The sequence below is a fragment of the Streptomyces sp. NPDC058335 genome (genome assembly GCF_042723915.1).
Taxonomy (GTDB): domain Bacteria; phylum Actinomycetota; class Actinomycetes; order Streptomycetales; family Streptomycetaceae; genus Streptomyces.
On the sequence record NZ_JBHXHX010000015.1, the window covers coordinates 18,431 to 37,641 of the forward strand.

Below are 19,211 nucleotides of genomic sequence, written 5' to 3' on the forward strand. Positions count from 1 at the left end.
TTCCCTTACATCCCTATCCCGTGCCTTACCCACCCGGTTATCACCCCCCCCCCCTTATCTAACTGCCAAAACAACCCAAACCGGCCCCACACCCCCCAAAACTCTGTTGGGGGGCGCGCATCTTATGTCCCCCGCCCCCCACTTCCTGTCCGGTAACAGGCGAACCCGTCACCGGTCTGCTACACCACCGGTCCGCTACTGGTCCCGGTACATCTCGGCGACGAGGAACGCCAGGTCGAGCGACTGGCTGCGGTTGAGCCGCGGGTCGCAGGCGGTCTCGTAGCGCTGGTGGAGGTCGTCGACGAAGATCTCGTCGCCGCCGCCCACGCACTCGGTGACGTCGTCGCCGGTCAGCTCGACGTGGATGCCGCCCGGGTGGGTGCCGAGGCCCTTGTGGACCTCGAAGAAGCCCTTGACCTCGTCGAGCACGTCGTCGAAGCGGCGGGTCTTGTGACCGGAGGCCGCCTCGAAGGTGTTGCCGTGCATCGGGTCGGTGATCCAGGCGACGGTCGCACCCGAGGCCGTGACCTTCTCGACCAGCTCCGGCAGCTTGTCGCGGACCTTGTCGGCGCCCATGCGGACGATGAAGGTCAGCCGGCCCGGCTCCCGGTCGGGGTCCAGACGCTCGATGTACTGGAGCGCCTCCTCGGCCGTGGTCGTCGGGCCGAGCTTGATGCCGATCGGGTTGCGGATCTTCGAGGCGAACTCGATGTGCGCGTGGTCCAGCTGCCGGGTGCGCTCGCCGATCCACACCATGTGCGCGGAGACGTCGTACAGGCGGCCGGTGCGGGAGTCGACGCGGGTGAGGGCCGACTCGTAGTCGAGGAGCAGCGCCTCGTGGGAGGCGTAGAACTCGACCGTCTTGAACTCCTCCGGGTCGGCCCCGCAGGCGTGCATGAAGTTGAGCGCCTGGTCGATCTCGCGGGCCAGCTGCTCGTAGCGCTGGCCGGACGGGGACGACTTCACGAAGTCCTGATTCCAGGCGTGGACCTGGCGCAGGTCGGCGTAACCGCCGGTGGTGAAGGCGCGGACCAGGTTCAGCGTGGAGGCGGACGCGTGGTACATCCGCTTCAGGCGCTCGGGGTCCGGGACGCGGGCGGCCTCGTTGAAGTCGAAGCCGTTGACCGAGTCACCGCGGTACGTCGGCAGGGTCACGCCGTCGCGGGTCTCGGTGTTCTTGGAGCGCGGCTTGGAGTACTGGCCCGCGATCCGGCCCACCTTGACGACCGGCACGGAGCCCGCGTAGGTGAGGACGGCGCCCATCTGGAGGAGGGTCTTGAGCTTGTTGCGGATCTGGTCGGCCGACACCGCGTCGAAGGCCTCGGCACAGTCGCCGCCCTGGAGGAGGAACGCCTCTCCCTTGGCGACGGCCGCCAACCGGGCGCGCAGCTGGTCGCACTCGCCCGCGAAGACGAGCGGCGGATACGACTCGAGGTCCGCGATCACTGCGCGCAGAGCCTCGGTGTCGGGGTACTCGGGCTGCTGCGCCGCGGGCAGGTCTCGCCAGGTGTTGCCAGCGCTCGCGCTGGTCTTAGCGTTCACGGTCACGCATCCCACATTACGGGGTCGTGTCGAGTGATTTTCGTGGGGCCCGACAGGTGAGACGCCCCGGTGCTCAGGTGCGCGTGGGGTAGGGTGCGTCGCGTGTTCGCGCTTTCGATCCAGAACTGGTGGTGGACCGCTCATCCGGCGGCCCACTGACTGCGCGTACGCAAGACTTCGCGAAGGCCGCCCGAGGGGCGGCCTTCCGTGTTTCCGGGCCCGGCCGTCCCTGTCGACTCTCTCCACCGAGAAGGACACGGACCCATGCATCTGCTCGACCTCCTGGCCGATCCCCGACCGTTCGCCCTGCTGCGCCGCCGCACGCCGGGCAGCCCCACGGAGGACGGCGCCACCGTGGAGCTGCTCCTCGGCCCGGTAGCCGTCCGCGAGCGGCTCATCGACCTGCCCGACGAGGGCCTCGCGCTCGTGCCGTTCCGTCAGATCCGGGAGCGCGGCTTCGACGTCCGCGACGACGGCACGCCGCTGTCCGTCCTGATCCCCGAGGAGCGGTACGAGATCCCGCTCGCCGCGGCGCTGGAACAGCTCCCCGCGCACGAGGTGCGTGTCGAGGGCGGCGGCTTCGACGTCGGCGACGAGGAGTACGCGGAGATCGTCGGGCGGGTGCTGCGGGAGGAGATCGGACGGGGCGAGGGGGCGAACTTCGTCATCCGGCGGACGTACGAGGGCGCGATCCCGGGGTTCGGAAGGGCCGACGCCCTCGCGCTGTTCCGGCGGCTGCTGGAGGGCGAGCGGGGCGCGTACTGGACGTTCGTCGTGCACACCGGGGACCGCACGCTGGTGGGGGCCAGCCCCGAGGTGCATGTGCGGATGTCCGGCGGCACGGTCGTGATGAACCCGATCAGCGGGACGTACCGCTATCCCGCCGAGGGGCCGACGCCCGAGCATCTGCTGGACTTCCTCGCCGACGGCAAGGAGATCGAGGAGCTGTCGATGGTCGTCGACGAGGAACTGAAGATGATGTGCACCGTCGGCGACATGGGCGGAGTGGTGGTCGGGCCGCGGCTGAAGGAGATGGCCCACCTCGCGCACACCGAGTACGAGTTGCGCGGGAGGTCCTCGATGGACGTGCGCGACGTGCTGAAGGAGACGATGTTCGCGGCGACCGTCACGGGTTCGCCGGTGCAGAACGCCTGCCGGGTGATCGAGCGGCACGAGGTCGGCGGGCGCGGCTACTACGGGGCCGCGCTGGCGCTGCTGGGGCGGGATTCCGGCGGGGCCCAGACCCTGGACTCCCCCATCCTCATCCGTACCGCCGACATCGACGCGGCCGGCCGGCTGCGGGTGCCGGTCGGGGCGACGCTGGTGCGCGGTTCGGATCCGGCGGGCGAGGTCGCGGAGACGCACGCGAAGGCGGCAGGGGTGCTGGCGGCCCTGGGCGTACGGCCGGGAAGGCCGCGGGCGGAGGAGGCGCGGGCCGGGCTGGCCGACGATCCCCGGGTGCGGGCGGCGCTGGACGGGCGCCGGGCCTCACTGGCGCCGTTCTGGCTGCGGATGCAGGAGCGGTCCCGGGAACTGACCGGGCACGCCCTGGTGGTCGACGGCGAGGACACCTTCACAGCGATGCTCGCGCACGTCCTGCGCTCGTCCGGGCTGGACGTCACCGTCCGGCGCTACGACGAGCCGGGGCTGCGGGCGGCCGTGCTCGCGCACGAGGGTCCGGTGGTGCTGGGCCCCGGTCCGGGCGACCCCTCCGATCTCACCGATCCCAAGATGCGGTTCCTGCGGGAGCTGACCGCGCGGGTGGTCCGGGAGCACCGGCACGGGGTGCTGGGCGTGTGCCTCGGGCACGAGCTGATCGCGGCGGAGCTGGGGCTGGACATCGTACGGAAGGAGGTGCCGTACCAGGGGGCGCAGACGCGGGTGGAGCTGTTCGGGCGGGAGGAGACCGTCGGGTTCTACAACAGCTTCGTGGCGCGGTGCGACGACGACGCCCGGCAGGAGCTGACCGCGCACGGGGTGGAGGTGAGCCGGGCGGAGAACGGGGAGGTGCACGCGCTGCGCGGGCCGGGGTTCGCCGGTGTGCAGTTCCATCCGGAGTCGGTGCTCACGCTGGACGGGGCGGCGATCGTGCGGGAGTTGATGGGTCAGCTGCGGGGCACCAGCACGTTCTCCGAGCGGCGCCCGGCGCTGTAGTCCAGGACGTTGCGCACCGTCGCCTCGACGATCTGGCCGACGGCGTCCTCGGTGTAGTACGCCTGGTGCGAGGTGACGAGGACGTTGGGGAAGGTGACCAGGCGGGCCAGGGTGTCGTCCGAGATGGCCTCCAGGGACTTGTCGAGGAAGAACAGGCCCGCCTCCGCCTCGTAGACGTCCAGTCCGACGCCCGTGAAGCGGCCCTCGCGCAGTTCGGCGACGAGGGCCGCGCTGTCGATGAGGCCGCCGCGGCTGGAGTTGACCAGGATCGCGTCGTCCTTCATGGCCTTGAGGGCGGCCGCGTCGATGAGGTGGCGGGTCTCCGGCATCAGCGGCAGGTGCAGGGAGACGAGGTCGGACTCGGCGAGGAGCTGGTCCTTGGGGACGTACGTCATGCCGCGTTCCACGCAGGCGGGGTTCTCGGCGATGTCCCAGCCGAGCAGCTTCACGCCGAAGCCGTGCGCGATGCGGGTGAAGGCCTCGCCGATCTTGCCGGTGCCGAGGACGCCGACGGTACGGCCGTGCAGGTCGCGGCCCATCAGTCCGTCGAGGCGGAAGTCGAAGTCGCGGGTGCGGTTGGAGGCCCGGACCACCCGGCGGTTGACGGCCATGGCGAGGGTCCAGGCGAACTCGGCGACGGAGTACGGCGAGTAGTACGAGACCCGGGCGACGGTCATGCCGAGGCGTTCGGCGACGTCCAGGTCGATGTTGTTGAAGCCGGTGGAGCGCTGGGCGATCATCCGGGTGCCGCCGGCCGCGAGGGCCTGCAGGACGGGCGCGCCGAGGTCGGCGTTGACGCTGGTGGAGATCACCTCGTGACCGGCCGCGATGGGGGCGGTGTCCTCGTTGAGGAAGACGTCGAGGCAGCGGACCTCGTGGGGCGCGGGGAAGGCCCGCTCGATCAGGGGCTTCTCGTCGGCCTGGACGCCGAAGGCGAGGATCTCCATGACAGCTGGCTCCCGATTCGTACGACTATGAGCGGAATCGACTCCGCCGAATATACGGCCCGCGCCCCGGAGGTTCAGCCGAAGAACACCCCGACCTCCTCGTACAGCTCGGGATCCACCGTCTTGAGCCGGGCCGTCGCCTCCGCGATGGGTACGCGGACGATGTCCGTGCCGCGCAGGGCGACCATCGTGCCGAAGTCGCGTTCGTGGACGGCATCGACGGCGTGCAGGCCGAATCGGGTGGCGAGCCAGCGGTCGAAGGCGCTGGGGGTGCCACCGCGCTGCACATGGCCGAGAACGGTGGTGCGGGCCTCCTTGCCGGTCCGCTTCTCGATCTCCTTGGCCAGCCACTCGCCGACGCCGGAGAGCCGGACGTGCCCGAAGGCGTCCAGGGTGCCGTCCTTGAGGACCAGGTCGCCGTCCTTGGGCATGGCACCCTCGGCGGTCACCACGATCGGCGCGTACGACGCCCGGAAGCGGGAGGTCACCCAGGCGCACACCTGGTCGACGTCGAAGCGCTGTTCGGGGATGAGGATGACGTTGGCGCCACCGGCCAGGCCCGAGTGGAGGGCGATCCAGCCGGCGTGACGGCCCATCACCTCGACCACGAGGACGCGCATATGGGACTCGGCGGTGGTGTGCAGGCGGTCGATGGCCTCCGTGGCGATGCCGACGGCGGTGTCGAAGCCGAAGGTGTAGTCGGTGGCGGACAGGTCGTTGTCGATCGTCTTCGGCACGCCGACGCAGGGCACGCCGTACTCGTCGGACAGGCGCGCGGCCACCCCGAGGGTGTCCTCGCCGCCGATCACGATCAGCGCCTCGACCTCCTGCCGGGCGAGGGTGTCCTTGATCCGGCGGATGCCGTTCTCCACCTTGAGGGGGTTGGTCCGGGAGGAGCCGAGGACGGTGCCGCCACGGGGCAGGATGCCGCGCACGGCCGCGATGTCCAGGGGGATCGACCGCCCCTCGAGGGGGCCGCGCCAGCCGTCGCGGTAGCCGACGAACTCATGGCCGTACTCCTGTACACCCTTGCGGACGACGGCCCGGATGACGGCGTTGAGGCCGGGGCAGTCGCCGCCCCCGGTCAGTACTCCGACGCGCATGGAAATGTCCCTTCGCCGCGGTTGCCTGACGAAGGTCACGGTAATGGTGATACAGGTCACACAGATATGCCCCGGCGGGTGCAATTCCGGTGAATCGGCGGGGTGTTACTCGTCGTCGAGGCCGCGCTCAATCGCGTACCTCACCAGCTCCACCCGGTTGTGCAGCTGGAGCTTGCCGAGGGTGTTCTGCACGTGGTTCTGGACCGTGCGGTGCGAGATGACGAGGCGTTCGGCGATCTGCTTGTAGCTCAGCCCCTTGGCGACCAGCCGCAGCACCTCGGTCTCGCGGTCGGTCAGCCGGGGCGCCTTCGGCTCGTCGGGGTCCGTGGCCGGCCCGGGGTCGGACGCCAGCCGCCGGTACTCGCCGAGCACCAGCCCGGCCAGCCCCGGTGTGAACACCGGGTCGCCGACGGCCGTACGCCGCACCGCGTCCAACAGCTCCTCCGTGGACGCCGACTTCAGCAGATAGCCGGTCGCACCGGACTTCACGGCTTCCAGTACGTCGGCGTGCTCGCCGCTCGCGGACAGCACCAGGACGCGCAGTGCCGGGTCGGCGGCGACGACCTCCTTGCAGACCTGGACGCCCGGCTTGGCGGGCAGGTTGAGATCCAGGACGATCACGTCGGGCGAAGTGGCCCTGGCGCGGCGCACGGCCTGCTCGCCGTCGCCCGCGGTGGCGACCACGTCGAGGCCGGCCTCGGCGAGGTCACGGGCGACGGCGTCGCGCCACATGGGGTGGTCGTCGACCACCATCACCTTGATCGGGCCCTGTCCGCTGCTCATCCTGTCCCTGCCTTCCCCCGCTTGGCCTGCTGTTTCGGTACCGTCAGTTCGACCTCGGTGCCCTGCCCCGGCGTCGACACCAGCTCGGCCCCGCCGCCGAGATCACGCAGCCGGCCCCGGATCGACTGGGCGACCCCGAGCCGCCCCTCGCCCTCGGCCTGCGCCAGCCGGCCCGCGGCGATGCCCGGACCGTCGTCCCGTACGGTCACGATCACCGCGTCGGGTTCGTCCTCCACCAGGATCCACGCCCGTGCCTGCTCCCCCGCGTGCTCGCGTACGTTGTCCAGCGCGGCCCCGACGGCGGCGGCCAGCTCCCGGGCGGCGGCCGGGGCCAGCAGCACCGGGGCGCCGGGCTCGGCGAGGTTGACCCGGGCGGCGGCGAAGGGGGCGAGCAGCGCGCGCAGATCGACCGGACCGTCCGCGGCCGAACCGTCCTCGGATTCGTCCACCGCGACCACGACCGCTCCCTCGGCGGCGTCCCGCGACACCCGGGAGACCGGGACGAGGCCGCGGGAGACCAGGGTGCGCAGCGCGACCTCCTGCTCGCCGGCCATCCGGCCCAGCTCGGCCGCCTCACCGCCGATGACCGCGCCCCGCCGCTGCACCATGGCCAGCACCTGGAGCACGCTGTCGTGGATGTCCCGGGCCAGCCGCTCCCGTTCACGGGTCGCGGCCTCGATCTCCAGGGCGCGGGCGAGGGTGCGCTCGGAGGCGCGGGCGACCTCGACGACGTAGCCGATGGCGATGGAGGCGACCCAGACGAGGATGACGTTGTGGACGGTGTCGCGGGCCGGGTGACCGCGCTCGATCAGGTTGGCGGCGGCGACCGGCGTGGAGGCGAACGCGGCCCAGCGCCAGCCGCCCTTGATGGCGAACGCCAGGACCGAGCCGGCCGTCCATATCGACGGCAGGGTGGGACCGCTCTCCTGGATGTGCTGGTCGCTGACGACCAGCGGGGTCAGCAGGATGCCGGTGAGCGCGATGAGGAGGTCGGCGGTGAGGAAGCGCTTGGTGCACGCCGTCGCGTTCTGCACGCGGGGCAGGGTGGCGAGCGTCCAGACGCACAGGACGGCGAAGTAGGCGACGGCGATGCCGGGGCGGTCGTAGGAGTCGTGGGAGGAGACGAACAGGCCCACCGCGTACAGCATGGTCAGCACCCGGTAGGCGGTGAGCGCACGCCACAGCGGCAGCTCGACCGACATCCTCATGACTCTCTCGCGCTTCGGCACTTCCCCCACCCCCCTGAGCCCCGGACTGCCGCCCCTAGGGCTCGGTCCGCTCGGACTTCTCCTTCTTGGCCTGGTCCTTCTCGGCCTGCGCGAGGGCCGCCTTCGCGGCCTTCTCCGCTTCCTTGTCGGCCTTCGCCGCGTCCGCGATCTGCCGCTTGGCGGCCGTCGCGTAGATGTCGACGTACTCCTGGCCGGAGAGCTTCATGATCTCGTACATGACCTCGTCGGTCACCGCGCGGAGCACGAACCGGTCGTGTTCCATGCCGTGGTAGCGGCTGAAGTCCAGCGGCCTGCCGATGCGGATGCCGGGACGCATGATCTTCGGCATCACCTGGCCGGGCGGCTGGATCTTCTCCGTGTCGATCATCGCGACCGGGATCACCGGAGCGCCGGTGGCGAGCGCCACGCGCGCGAGGCCGCCCGGTTTGCCGCGGTAGAGCCGGCCGTCGGGCGAGCGGGTGCCCTCCGGGTAGATCCCGAACAGCTCACCGCGCTCCAGCACGTCTATGCCGCTCTTGATCGCCGCCTCACCCGCGCCGCGGGCGCCGGAACGATCCACCGGGAGCTGACCGACGCCCTTGAAGAAGGCCGCCGTCAGCCGGCCCTTCACACCGGGCGTGGTGAAGTACTCGGCCTTCGCGATGAACGTGACCTTGCGGTCGAGGACCGCGGGAAGGAAGAAGGAGTCCGAGAAGGAGAGGTGGTTGCTCGCCAGGATGGCGGGGCCCTCGGCGGGAACGTTCTCCAGGCCCTCCACCCAGGGCCTGAAGATCATCTTCAGTGGCCCCCCGACGGAAACCTTCATCGCGCCGTACAACAACCGAGTGCCTCCTGATAAGTGTCGCTCAGACCTTAACCCGGAGTCGTGGCCAAAGGCCCCGACGACCCTGGTCGGTGTCAGTGCGGTCGCGTACGGTGAACCTCACGCCCCTCCCACCGAGCAATCCCCCGTCAAAAGCCTTCCCTCGAGAAATGACGAAGACAGGAGACCGAAGGTGCCGGTCCTTCCTGGAGCCGAGCCGTACCGCCACGACGGCGGGGAGGTCGGCATCCTCCTCTGTCACGGCTTCACCGGTTCCCCGCAGTCACTGCGCCCCTGGGCGCGGTACCTGGCCGGGCACGGCCTGACCGTCTCGCTGCCCCTGCTGCCGGGACACGGCACGCGCTGGGAGGACATGGCGCTCACCGGCTGGCCCGACTGGTACGCGGAGGTGGACCGCGAGCTGCGCGTCCTGCGGGAGCGGTGCGCGCGGGTGTTCGTGGCCGGGCTCTCGCTGGGCGGCGCCCTGGCCCTGCGGCTCGCCGCGCGGCACGGCGACGCGGTCGAGGGCGTCGTGGTCGTCAACCCGGCGAACAAGGTGCACGGCCTGGCCGCCCCCGCGCTTCCGGTGGCCCGTCACCTCGTCCGTACGACGAAGGGGATCGTCGGCGACATCGCCAAGGAGGGTGTCCCCGAGACCGGCTACGACCGCGTGCCGCTGCACTCGGCACACTCCCTGCGGACCTTCCTACGCCTCGTCGACGGGGAGCTGCCTCAGGTCACCCAGCCGCTGCTGCTCCTGCGCAGTGTGCGGGATCATGTGGTGCCGGCCGCCGACGCGGCCAGGATCCTGAGCCGGGTCTCGTCGACGGACGTGACCGAGGTCCTGCTGGAACAGAGCTACCACGTGGCGACGTTGGACCACGACGCGGACCGGATCTTCGAGGAGACTCTCGCGTTCATCGGCCGGCTCGCACCCAGTGTCGGCAAGGAAGGGACGACCGCAGGTGGCTGAGCACGACTCCGACCGCGAGGACCGTGAGGACCGCGAGGACGGCCGCGACCACGAGCCGGAGCAGAGCGTGCCCTTCGACGAGGAGGCCGCGTGGGCGGCGATCGTCGAGGGGTACGGCGACGAGCCGGTGGACCCGCCGGGCGCCAAGCCGTTCAAATCGGTCGAGGACCTGGCACTCCTCGAAGTGGAGACCAACGACGACACCCCGGCGTCCGGCGCACCCTCGGGTGCGGGCGCCGCGGACGAGCCCGGCGAGGAGAAGAAGCCGGCCAGACCGCTGGGCAGCTCGGTCTCCTTCGCCCCCGGTGTCGGTCCGCGCGACTACTCGCCGGCCGAGCCCGCCGAGCCCGCCGAGACGGACCTCGACGCGGAGGACGAGGGCCACTTCGTGCCGCCCGAGCCGCCGCCGCTGCCCGACGCCGACACGACGGCCAGGTTCGCCTGGCTCGGGGTGATCGGCGGCCCGATCCTGCTGTTGCTGGCGATCCTGCTCGGCTGGGACATGACCTGGTGGCTGACGACGATCTGCATCGGCGGCTTCCTCGGCGGCTTCGCCACGCTGGTGATGCGCATGAAACCGGACGACGAGGACGACCAGGACCCGGGGCGGGGAGCCGTGGTCTGAGGACCCGCCATGTGCTCGGCACTCCGAGGGCGGCCAGGACGGGCAAGTGGTCGGTGGCCGTCCTCAAGGCGGAATCCCCTGATGCCCCCACCGCTCTGCTCCGGAGGCCTCTCCGGCTTCGGGGGCCGCGCCGAACTCCGTCCGGCGGTCGGGGCTCAGACCGGGGGCAGCCGCAGGGCGGCCAGGACGGGCAAATGGTCCGTGGCCGTCCTCAGGTCCGTTTCGCTGATGCCCGGGAGACCGATCGGGACGCCGCAGCCCAGGACCTCCACGCCCTTGGTCGCGAGGACGGCGTCGATGCGGCGGTCCGGGTGGGCGGGCGGGAAGGTGTTCTCGCCGCCCCAGGGTGCCGTCGTCCGGCAGTCCTGGAGCGTGGCGGTCAGCCGGGTGAAGGTGCGTCCGCCGGGCCGCTCGTTGAGGTCGCCGCCCGCGATGGCGTGCTCCACGCCCAGCCCGGCGAGCCGGTCGAGAAGCATCCCCGCCTGGTCGTACCGCTCGGCCTCGTCCAGGCTCAGATGGCAGCTGAGGACACCGAGGCGGGCGCCCCCCAACCGGACGACTGCGGTGGCGAAGCCCCGTCGGTGGTGTCCGGGGGTGAGGGGCAGGAGCACGTCCTCGGTGCGTTCGACGGTCGCCCGCAGCGAGCAGAGGACGGCGGGACCCGCGGCCGTACCGCCGCCGGTGAGGATGACCTGCCCGGACGCGGCCGCGAGCCGGGCGAGCTTCTTGCGCCAGCGGAAGAAACGGGGGGCTTCCTGGACGAGGACCAGGTCGGGGGCGCAGGCGGTGATCACTCGGGCGAGGGCGTCGGTGTCGTCGTGCATCGACCGGATGTTGTAACTGAGGACGCGGATCACGGCGGAGCCGTCGGGTTCCGTACGGGGCTCGGGGAGCGGCGGGGACGTCACCATACCGTCACGATACGGGCTGATCGTCCGGCGGGCGCAAGGTCCCGGGAGGCCGCGCAGCAGTTCCCCGCGCCCCCGGAAGGGGTGCGGGGAACGCCCCTGCGTCAGAGAGCGACGGTCACATGATCGGGTCGGGTTCGCGGGCCAGGTCGGCCGCGCCCACCAGGCCCGCCTTGTTGCCCAGCTGGGCGGCGATCACGTCGGCCACCGGGCGCCAGTTGCCGCCGACCAGCCACCGCTTGTACGACTTGCGGATCGGGTCGAGGACCAGCTCGCCCTCGTCGGAGAGGCCGCCGCCGACGATGAAGGCGGACGGGTCGAAGAGGGAGGCCAGGTCGGCGAGGCCGGCGCCCGCCCAGCGGGCCAGCTCGCGGTAGGAGTCGACGGCGACCGGGTCGCCCTGGCGGGCGGCCATGGAGATGTGCTTGCCCTCGATGCCGTCGGGACTGCCGTCCCCCAGACCGAGCAGGATCGCGGCGTTCTCCGGGGTGGCGTTGGCGCGCTGCTTGGCGTACCGCACGAGGGCGCGGCCGGAGGCGTACTGCTCCCAGCAGCCCTGGGAACCGCAGCCGCACTGCAGCCCGTCCGGGACCATGCGGATGTGACCGAACTCGGCGGCCACGCCGAAGTGCCCGCGGCGCAGCTTGTTGCCGATGATGATGCCGCCGCCGAGGCCGGTGCCGAGCGTGATGCAGATGACGTTGCGGTGGCCCTTGCCGCCGCCGAACTTGTACTCGCCCCAGGCGGCCGCGTTCGCGTCGTTCTCCACGACGACCGGCAGGCCGACGCGGGCCTCGACCTTCTCCTTGAGCGGCTCGTTGCGCCAGTGGATGTTGGGCGCGAAGTAGACCGTCGAGCGCTGGCGGTTGACGTAACCGGCGGCACCGATGCCCACGCCGACGATCTCGTGCCCGGCGCGCGCCCCCTCCACCGCGGAGGCGATGGCGTCCACGATGCCCTCGGGCGTACCCGGGGTCGGCACCTTGAAGGTCGAGAGGATGTTGCCTTCCTCGTCGACCACGCCGGCCGCGATCTTCGTGCCGCCGATGTCGACGCCGATGGTGAGTCCCATGAATCCCTCAGTTTCGGTCGAGCCCCGCTACGGCCAACCGTACCCGAGGGCGCGGTGCCCCTACCGCGCGAGCGCCGGCCGGGGTGCGGGGCCGAGGACCGTCAGTCGAGGTCGATGCGCTGGTTGGGGCCTGGGCCGGGGCCCTCGTCGTCGTCGCGGGGGCCGGCCGGGTCCTGGCGCGGATCGGCGGTGCGGGCCGTCCAGCGCCGCTCCTGCTGCTGGACGGCGGAGCGGTAGGCGGCGAGCAGCTCGCCGCCCGCGGCGGCCAGGTGGTCGAAGACGTCCGGGTTGCGCTCGATGACCGGTTCGACGGCGGCCTTGGCCTGCTGGACGACCTGGCGCACCACCTGCTGGGCGGCGGGTCCGGCGACCGCGCCGAGCAGCGGGGACTGGAGGCCGGAGAGCTTGTCGGCGACCGTGTCGACGAGCCTGCGCAGTTCCTCGGCGGCCGATCCCTGGGGCACGCCGTGCTCCGCGCGCCGACGGGCCTTCTCCGCCGCCAGGTCCTCGGCACAGGCGGTGGACCAGGCGTCGGCGTCGGTCGCGCGAGGTACCTCGTCGACGGTCTGGTGCTCACCGGTGTCCGACGGGGGAAGCTCTTCGCTCATGACGGGCTCCTGACTACGTTTCGTCCCTACGACGTTACCCGAACGGCGGAACGTCCTTCAGCGGGTCCGCGGCCAGAGCGCGGGATCCGGCGCGAACCGCACGCGCAGTTCGCCGTCGCGCAGGGCGGCGCCCTCCACGGTGCAGCGGCGCAGGGCGGAGGGCAGTGGGACGATCCGGCGGAACGGCCCGGCGGTGACGACGAGTTCGTCGCCGCGGCGGACGAGGTCCAGCTCGTCGCGCAGAGCGCCGGGCAGCGGGAGGTGCCACACCAGGACGCCGTCCTCCGCGATCCGGTCCTCGACGGGCCACTCGACCGGGGAGGCAGCCGGATTGACGCCCGGCACGGCGAGCGCGGCCAGGTCGTCGGCGCCGCGGGGGTCACGGCCCAGGTGTGCGACGGTCCGCGCGTCGGCCCACTCCCCGAGGGTCTTCTGCTGCTGGGTGTGGAGCCCGGCCGGCCAGCCGCCGCCGGTCTCCTCGGGCAGGACGCGGTTGGCGAGGAGCGACTCGACGGACAGGCCGCGCAGGGCCAGACCGAGGCGGGCGTCCCGGACGGCGTCGGCACCGGCCGGCCCCGGCTCGGCGACCAGCCGTACGGCGGTCCGGCGGTCGGCGAGGACGGCCTCGACGGCGGCCAGTTCCATGTCCCAGCGGGCGGTCGTCTCGTACAGCCACTCGGCGGGCATGGGGACGCCGGCCAGGCGGCCGAGTACGGGGCGCAGGGCGCGGGCGGCCTGCCGCTCCGGGGGCAGCAGCCGGCGCAGGTAGCGCCGCAGTTCCTCCGGGAGCGCGAGCAGGGCGAGGGCCTGCGGGGCGGCCGGCAGGTCGACGACGAGGAGGTCGTGGGTCTCGGCGAGGGCGGCGTCCCGCAGGGCGCGCAGCAGGGTCAGTTCCTCCGCGCCGGGCAGCGGGGTGACCTCCTCCGGGTCGAGCCGGGAGGCGCCGAGCAGGTCCAGGACGGTGGAGGCACGGTCCTGGAAGGCGGTGAGGTCGTCCCGGAAGCCGGCGGTGGCGTCGGGGCGCCAGGCGGTGAGGGCCGGGCCCGCCTTCACCGGCACCGCCCCCGTCGCCACGCCGAGCGCCGCGCCCAGGGTGTCGGTGCGGTCGGCACTGAGCACGAGGGTCTTCACGCCCTCGCGGGCCGCCCCCAGTGCGGTGGCCGCGGCGACGGTCGTACGGCCGCTGCCGCCGGGGCCGGTGATCAGGAGGGTGCGCATGAGGGTGAACGGTAACGGAAGTCGGGGTTGTGCCCGGTTGACCGGTGGGCGTCGGCCGCGGCTGAGCCGGGGGTGGGGCTACTTCCCCGACTCGACGCGCTTCTTCAGGCCCGCCAGTGCTCGGTCGATGATGACCTTCTCCGCCTTGCGCTTGATCATGCCCAGCATGGGGATCTTGACGTCCACCGTCAGCTGGTAGGTGACCTCGGTCGCGCCCGCCCCGGCCGGCTTCAGGAGGTACGAGCCGTCCAGTGAACGCAGCATCTGGGACTTGACCAGCGTCCAGGAGACCTCGTTCTCACCGGTCCAGGTGTATGCCAGAGTCTGGTCGTCCTTGATCGCGCCCGCGTCCATGACCAGCCGCACCTGCTCGGCCCGCCCGGTCGCGTCGGCCGCGAGGACCTCCGCCTCCTTGACCTCGCCGGTCCAGTCCGGGTAGCGGGCGAAGTCGGCGATGACCGCCATGACGTCGGCCGGTGCCGCCTCGATCGTGATGCTCGAGCTGGTGTATTCCGCCATCGCGGTGGCTCCTCCAGATGCGGGCCGGTAGGGAGAGATCCCCCGTGCGCGAGCGTGCGCACGTGTGTGCAGCGTGAAGGCTACCGCGCGCCCGACCAGCCGCCTTCACTCCCGGTGTTCACCACTCCAGCGCCCACGGCTTTCCGGTGCCCGCGAAGTGCCCGACGTTGACGCATTCGGTGGCCCCGATCCGCATCCGGCGTACCAGCGGCTGGTGGACATGTCCGAAGAGGGAGTAGCGGGGGCGGGTGCGGCGGATGGCGTCCAGCAGGGCCCGGCTGCCGCGTTCGAAGCGGCGCGCGACGGTGTCGTAGACCAGTTCCGGCACCTCGGGCGGGATGTGCGTGCACAGGACGTCAACCTCACCGACGGCCTCGATCTTCGCGGCGTACTCCTCGTCGCTGATCTCGTAGGGGGTGCGCATCGGGGTGCGCAGGCCGCCGCCCACGAAGCCGAAGACCCACCCGCCGATCTCGACCCGTTCCCCGTCGAGCACGGTGGTGCCCGGTCCGGCGAACTCCGGCCACAGGGTCGGCATATCGACATTGCCGTAGGTGGCGTACGTCGGTGTGGGGAACGCGGCGAACATCTCGGCGTACTGCTTGCGCACCGCCCGCTCGATCACCGCGGACCGGTCCTCACCGACGCCGCCCCACAGCCGGGCGCCCAGCTCACGGGCCTCGGCGAAGCGGCGGGCCGTGCGCAGTTCGACGATGTGGTGCGCGTTCTCCACGCCGAACAGGTCCGGGAAGATGCCGCGGGAGTGGTCGGCGTAGTCGAGGAAGAGGACGAGGTCGCCCAGGCAGATCAGCGCGTCCGCGCCCTCGCCGGCCAGGGCCAGATCGCGCGCGTTGCCGTGCACGTCACTGACCACGTGGATACGTGTTCTGGGGTTTCCGGACGGTGTGGAGGCCATGGCGATCAAGGGTAGGCGTGTGCGGCATAGGTGAACAGTGGCGGCGAAGATAGCGGTTACTGGCCAGTCAGTTAATGGGTGGACTACCGTACGGACTGCAACACCCATCTGTGTGACGCAGCGAACATCTCGCCGGGAACCCCTGTCGAAGAAGCCATACCGGCGGGTAACGTCCGGGCAGTCCAGTCGTGCTCAGCATTTCAACAACCGGATGCGCGAGCACTTGCCCGAGCCTTGGACCGCACCGTCGCATCACACAACGTCGTGGCGCCGGCGCCCTATGAGGAGCAGCAGTCTTGCGCGAGTTCAGCCTTCCGGCTTTGTACGAGGTCCCCGCGGACGGCAATCTGACCGACATCGTCCGGAGAAACGCCGCGCAGCATCCCGACGTCGCCGTCATCGCCCGCAAGGTCGACGGCGTCTGGCAGGACGTGACGGCCACGGCCTTCCTGGCCGAGGTGCACGCGGCCGCCAAGGGCCTCATCGCCTCGGGCGTCCAGCCGGGCGACCGGGTCGGCCTGATGTCACGCACCCGCTACGAGTGGACGCTGCTCGACTTCGCGATCTGGTGCGCGGGCGCGGTCACCGTGCCGGTCTACGAGACCAGCTCGGCCGAGCAGGTGCAGTGGATCCTCTCCGACTCGGGCGCGACCGCCTGCGTCGTCGAGCTGGACGGCCACACCGCCGCCGTCGAGTCGGTGCGCGACACCCTGCCGGCGCTCAAGCACGTGTGGCAGATCGAGGGTGGCGGCGTCGAGGAGCTGCGGCGGCTCGGCACGGACGTCTCCGACGCGACCGTGGAGGAGCGCGGCTCGCTCGCCAAGGCCGACGACCCGGCCACCATCGTCTACACCTCCGGTACGACCGGCCGGCCCAAGGGCTGTGTGCTCACCCACCGCAGCTTCTTCGCCGAGTGCGGCAACGTGGTGGAGCGGCTGCGACCGCTGTTCCGCACGGGCGAGTGCAGCGTGCTGCTGTTCCTGCCCCTCGCGCACGTCTTCGGCCGCCTGGTGCAGATCGCCCCGATGATGGCGCCGATCAAGCTGGGCATGGTCCCGGACATCAAGAACCTCACCGACGAACTGGCGTCCTTCCGGCCGACGCTGATCCTCGGCGTGCCGCGTGTGTTCGAGAAGGTCTACAACGCGGCGCGGGCCAAGGCGCAGGCGGACGGCAAGGGCGCGATCTTCGACAAGGCGGCGGACGCGGCGATCGCGTACAGCAAGGCGCTGGACTCCCCGTCGGGCCCGTCGATCGGCGTGAGGATCAAGCACAAGGTCTTCGACAAGCTGGTCTACAGCAAGCTGCGCGCGGTGCTCGGCGGCAAGGGCGAGTTCGCCATCTCCGGCGGCGCCCCGCTGGGCGAGCGCCTCGGTCACTTCTTCCGCGGCATCGGCTTCACGGTCCTGGAGGGCTACGGCCTGACGGAGTCCTGTGCGGCGACCGCGTTCAACCCGTGGGACCGGCAGAAGATCGGCACGGTCGGCCAGCCGCTGCCGGGTTCGGTCGTGCGCATCGCGGACGACGGTGAGGTGCTGCTGCACGGCGAGCACCTGTTCAAGGAGTACTGGAACAACCCCCGCGCGACCGCGGAGGCGCTGGCCGACGGCTGGTTCCACACCGGTGACATCGGCACCCTCGACGAGGACGGCTACCTCCGGATCACCGGCCGCAAGAAGGAGATCATCGTCACCGCGGGCGGCAAGAACGTCGCCCCGGCCGTGATCGAGGACCGCATCCGGGCGCACGCGCTGGTCGCGGAGTGCATGGTGGTGGGCGACGGGCGGCCGTTCGTGGGCGCGCTGGTCACCATCGACGAGGAGTTCCTGGGCCGTTGGGCCACCGACCACGGCAAGCCGGCGGGCTCCACCGCGGCGTCGCTGCGCGAGGACGCCGACCTGCTGTCCGAGATCCAGTCGGCGATCGACGACGGCAACGCCGCGGTCTCGAAGGCGGAATCGGTGCGGAAGTTCCGCATTCTCTCCTCCCAGTTCACGGAGGACTCGGGCCACCTCACCCCGTCGCTGAAGCTCAAGCGCAACGTCGTGGCGAGGGACTACTCGGCCGAGATCGAAGCGATCTACGCGAAGTAGCTGTCCCTGGAGTTCTCCTGGCGGAGCGTCATGGCGCGGTGTCCTCGGCGAGGACCCGCGCCATCGTGCGTTCGGCGAGCGCGGTGATGGTGACGAACGGGTTCACCCCGATCGACCCCGGCACGAGCGAGCCGTCGGTCACGTACAGCCGCGAATAGCCCTTCACCCGGCCGTAGTCGTCGGTCGCCCTGCCGAGCACGCAGCCGCCCAGCGGGTGGTAGGTGAAGTCGTCGGCGAAGACCTTGTTGGAGCCGCCGAACAGGTCGTAGCGGTAGATCGTCGCGTTCGCCGCGTTGATCCGGTCGAACAGCTTCTTCGCCATGCCGACGGACACGGCGCTCTGCGCGGCGCTCCAGCCGAGCTTCACCGTCCCCGACGCCGGGTCGTACGTGAACGCCGCCCGCTGCGGGTTCTTGGTGATCGCCAGATAGAGGCTGACCCAGTGCTCCAGGCCCGTCGGCAGCGGGGCGATCTCCGCGAAGACGGGGTTGGCGGTGTTCGCCCAGTCGTCGATGCCCATGACCGGCATGGTCGACTGGTTCGCGCCGACGGTGTCCCGCAGGTGGTTCGCCCGCCCGAGCATCACGTTGCCGTTGGTTCCCCAGCCGGCCCCCACGCTGGCGTTCAGCGCGGGCAGCGTGCCCGTCTCCCGGGCGCGGACGAGGAGTTCGCTGGTGCCGAGGCTGCCGGCGCCGAGGAACAGGTACGTGCAGCCGTACTGCTTGGTCTCGACGACGTTCCCGGTGACGTCGATGCGGTCGGCGGTCAGGACGTACGTGCCGTCGGCGGCCCGGCTGATCGCGCGGACCTTCTCCAGGGTGTGGATGGTGACGTTGCCGGTGCCGAGCGCGGCGGCGAGGTACGTCTTGTCGAGGCTGCGCTTGCCCTGGTTGTTGCCGTAGATGACCTCGCCGGCCAGCGCCGACTTCGCCGCCGTGCCGGCCGCCTCGCGCTGCATGTACCCGAAGTCGTAGACGTTGGGCACGAAGGTGGTCTTCAGGCCGGCGTTCTGCGCGTGCTTGCGGGAGACGCGGCTGAATCTGTACCAGTCCGTCGCCTCGAACCAGGCGGGGTCCACGCTGTTGACGCCGAGCATCGAACGGGCCCGCGGGAAGTACGTGCCGTACATCTCGGCGGCATCGACGGTCGGGAACTGCTCGGCGAAGTACGACCGGAGCGGGGTGACCGCCATCCCGCCGTTGACCAGGGAGCCGCCGCCGACCCCGCGGCCCACGAAGACGGACATGTCGGCGAAGTGCACGCGGTCCAGGACGCCGGGGTAGCGGCTGATGTCCCTGTTGACGACGTCCAGCCAGAGGAAGCTGGCCAGCGGGGCCTCGGTGCGGGTGCGGAACCACATGGACCGCTGGTCGGGGGCGCTGGTGGAGCAGAACACCTTGCCGTCGGAGCCGGGGCTGTTCCAGAGGCGGCCCATCTCCAGGACGAGGGTGCGGATGCCTGCCTGGCCGAGGCGGAGGGCGGCCACGGCGGCGCCGTAGCCGGAGCCGACGACGATCGCCGGCGCGTTGTCGACCGCGTCGGGCTCCTCGTCCGGCTCTGCGGCTTGGGCGGAGGTGAGGGTGATACGGGTGAAACCCAGGGCGGCTGCCGTTTGCAGGGCTGCCGTGCCCAGGATTTGACGTCTCGTCAAGTGACGATGTATCAGGTTTGGTGTCATGTGGGCAGCATGGGCGGATTATTCGGTTCCGCCTAGTGGCC

At 71.2% G+C, this 19,211-nt stretch carries 18 protein-coding genes; 5 read left to right on the forward strand and 13 right to left on the reverse strand.

Features of this window, described 5'->3' with window-relative positions; translation table 11 throughout:
- Window positions 1–195: 195 nt before the first annotated feature.
- Window positions 196–1,548 (reverse strand): class II 3-deoxy-7-phosphoheptulonate synthase, encoded by a 1,353-nt coding sequence (locus ACFWJX_RS27260; protein WP_383248270.1) that lies wholly within the window; start codon window positions 1,546–1,548, stop codon window positions 196–198.
- 96 nt (window positions 1,549–1,644) lie between these two features.
- On the opposite strand from ACFWJX_RS27260, the gene ACFWJX_RS27265 reads away from it, so the two are divergent.
- Window positions 1,645–1,701: a trp operon leader peptide gene (locus ACFWJX_RS27265; RefSeq protein WP_115913573.1), complete on the forward strand. Its 57-nt coding sequence runs from the start codon at window positions 1,645–1,647 to the stop codon at window positions 1,699–1,701.
- A gap of 105 nt (window positions 1,702–1,806) precedes the next feature.
- The gene (locus ACFWJX_RS27270; protein ID WP_383248272.1) at window positions 1,807–3,696 is read left to right on the forward strand and encodes an anthranilate synthase family protein; all 1,890 of its coding nucleotides are present in this window, start codon (window positions 1,807–1,809) and stop codon (window positions 3,694–3,696) included.
- Here the strand turns inward: ACFWJX_RS27270 and ACFWJX_RS27275 are convergent.
- From ACFWJX_RS27275 to ACFWJX_RS27295, 5 genes are all read right to left on the reverse strand, one after another.
- A complete protein-coding gene (locus tag ACFWJX_RS27275; protein WP_383248274.1) occupies window positions 3,648–4,643 on the reverse strand; it encodes a 2-hydroxyacid dehydrogenase in 996 nt (331 codons plus the stop codon). The genes ACFWJX_RS27270 and ACFWJX_RS27275 overlap by 49 nt on opposite strands.
- Before the next feature lie 74 nt (window positions 4,644–4,717).
- On the reverse strand, window positions 4,718–5,746 hold the full coding sequence (locus ACFWJX_RS27280; protein ID WP_383248276.1) for a 6-phosphofructokinase: 1,029 nt from the start codon (window positions 5,744–5,746) through the stop codon (window positions 4,718–4,720).
- Window positions 5,747–5,851: 105 nt separating this feature from the next.
- Window positions 5,852–6,529 (reverse strand): response regulator, encoded by a 678-nt coding sequence (locus tag ACFWJX_RS27285; RefSeq protein WP_383248278.1) that lies wholly within the window; start codon window positions 6,527–6,529, stop codon window positions 5,852–5,854.
- Window positions 6,526–7,758, reverse strand: a complete 1,233-nt coding sequence (gene macS, locus ACFWJX_RS27290) for a MacS family sensor histidine kinase (RefSeq protein ID WP_383248280.1) — start codon at window positions 7,756–7,758, stop codon at window positions 6,526–6,528. Before macS ends, ACFWJX_RS27285 begins: the two co-directional genes overlap by 4 nt.
- Window positions 7,759–7,792: 34 nt before the next feature.
- The gene (locus tag ACFWJX_RS27295) at window positions 7,793–8,563 is read right to left on the reverse strand and encodes a lysophospholipid acyltransferase family protein (protein ID WP_383248282.1); all 771 of its coding nucleotides are present in this window, start codon (window positions 8,561–8,563) and stop codon (window positions 7,793–7,795) included.
- A 190-nt stretch (window positions 8,564–8,753) separates the two neighbouring features.
- On the opposite strand from ACFWJX_RS27295, the gene ACFWJX_RS27300 reads away from it, so the two are divergent.
- Window positions 8,754–9,533, forward strand: coding sequence for an alpha/beta hydrolase (locus tag ACFWJX_RS27300; RefSeq protein WP_383248284.1), 780 nt, complete (start codon window positions 8,754–8,756; stop codon window positions 9,531–9,533).
- The gene (locus ACFWJX_RS27305; RefSeq protein ID WP_383248286.1) at window positions 9,526–10,158 is read left to right on the forward strand and encodes a hypothetical protein; all 633 of its coding nucleotides are present in this window, start codon (window positions 9,526–9,528) and stop codon (window positions 10,156–10,158) included. The genes ACFWJX_RS27300 and ACFWJX_RS27305 overlap by 8 nt, the downstream gene beginning before the upstream one ends.
- Before the next feature lie 155 nt (window positions 10,159–10,313).
- Here ACFWJX_RS27305 and ACFWJX_RS27310 read toward each other — a convergent pair whose 3' ends face one another.
- From ACFWJX_RS27310 to ACFWJX_RS27335, 6 genes are all read right to left on the reverse strand, one after another.
- Window positions 10,314–11,069: an endonuclease/exonuclease/phosphatase family protein gene (locus tag ACFWJX_RS27310; protein ID WP_383248288.1), complete on the reverse strand. Its 756-nt coding sequence runs from the start codon at window positions 11,067–11,069 to the stop codon at window positions 10,314–10,316.
- A gap of 115 nt (window positions 11,070–11,184) precedes the next feature.
- On the reverse strand, window positions 11,185–12,138 hold the full coding sequence (locus ACFWJX_RS27315) for an ROK family glucokinase (RefSeq protein ID WP_383248290.1): 954 nt from the start codon (window positions 12,136–12,138) through the stop codon (window positions 11,185–11,187).
- A 101-nt stretch (window positions 12,139–12,239) separates the two neighbouring features.
- Window positions 12,240–12,746 (reverse strand): DUF5304 domain-containing protein, encoded by a 507-nt coding sequence (locus ACFWJX_RS27320; protein ID WP_383248292.1) that lies wholly within the window; start codon window positions 12,744–12,746, stop codon window positions 12,240–12,242.
- 57 nt (window positions 12,747–12,803) lie between these two features.
- Window positions 12,804–13,964: an ArsA family ATPase gene (locus ACFWJX_RS27325; RefSeq protein ID WP_383248294.1), complete on the reverse strand. Its 1,161-nt coding sequence runs from the start codon at window positions 13,962–13,964 to the stop codon at window positions 12,804–12,806.
- Between the two features lie 78 nt (window positions 13,965–14,042).
- Window positions 14,043–14,483 (reverse strand): SRPBCC family protein, encoded by a 441-nt coding sequence (locus ACFWJX_RS27330; protein WP_383248296.1) that lies wholly within the window; start codon window positions 14,481–14,483, stop codon window positions 14,043–14,045.
- Window positions 14,484–14,601: 118 nt separating this feature from the next.
- The gene (locus ACFWJX_RS27335) at window positions 14,602–15,357 is read right to left on the reverse strand and encodes a metallophosphoesterase (protein ID WP_383248628.1); all 756 of its coding nucleotides are present in this window, start codon (window positions 15,355–15,357) and stop codon (window positions 14,602–14,604) included.
- A gap of 338 nt (window positions 15,358–15,695) precedes the next feature.
- On the opposite strand from ACFWJX_RS27335, the gene ACFWJX_RS27340 reads away from it, so the two are divergent.
- Complete coding sequence (locus tag ACFWJX_RS27340; RefSeq protein WP_383248298.1) at window positions 15,696–17,492, forward strand: AMP-dependent synthetase/ligase; 1,797 nt, start codon at window positions 15,696–15,698, stop codon at window positions 17,490–17,492.
- Between the two features lie 28 nt (window positions 17,493–17,520).
- On the opposite strand, the gene ACFWJX_RS27345 is transcribed toward ACFWJX_RS27340, so the two are convergent.
- On the reverse strand, window positions 17,521–19,170 hold the full coding sequence (locus tag ACFWJX_RS27345; RefSeq protein ID WP_383248300.1) for a GMC oxidoreductase: 1,650 nt from the start codon (window positions 19,168–19,170) through the stop codon (window positions 17,521–17,523).
- Window positions 19,171–19,211 lie beyond the last annotated feature (41 nt).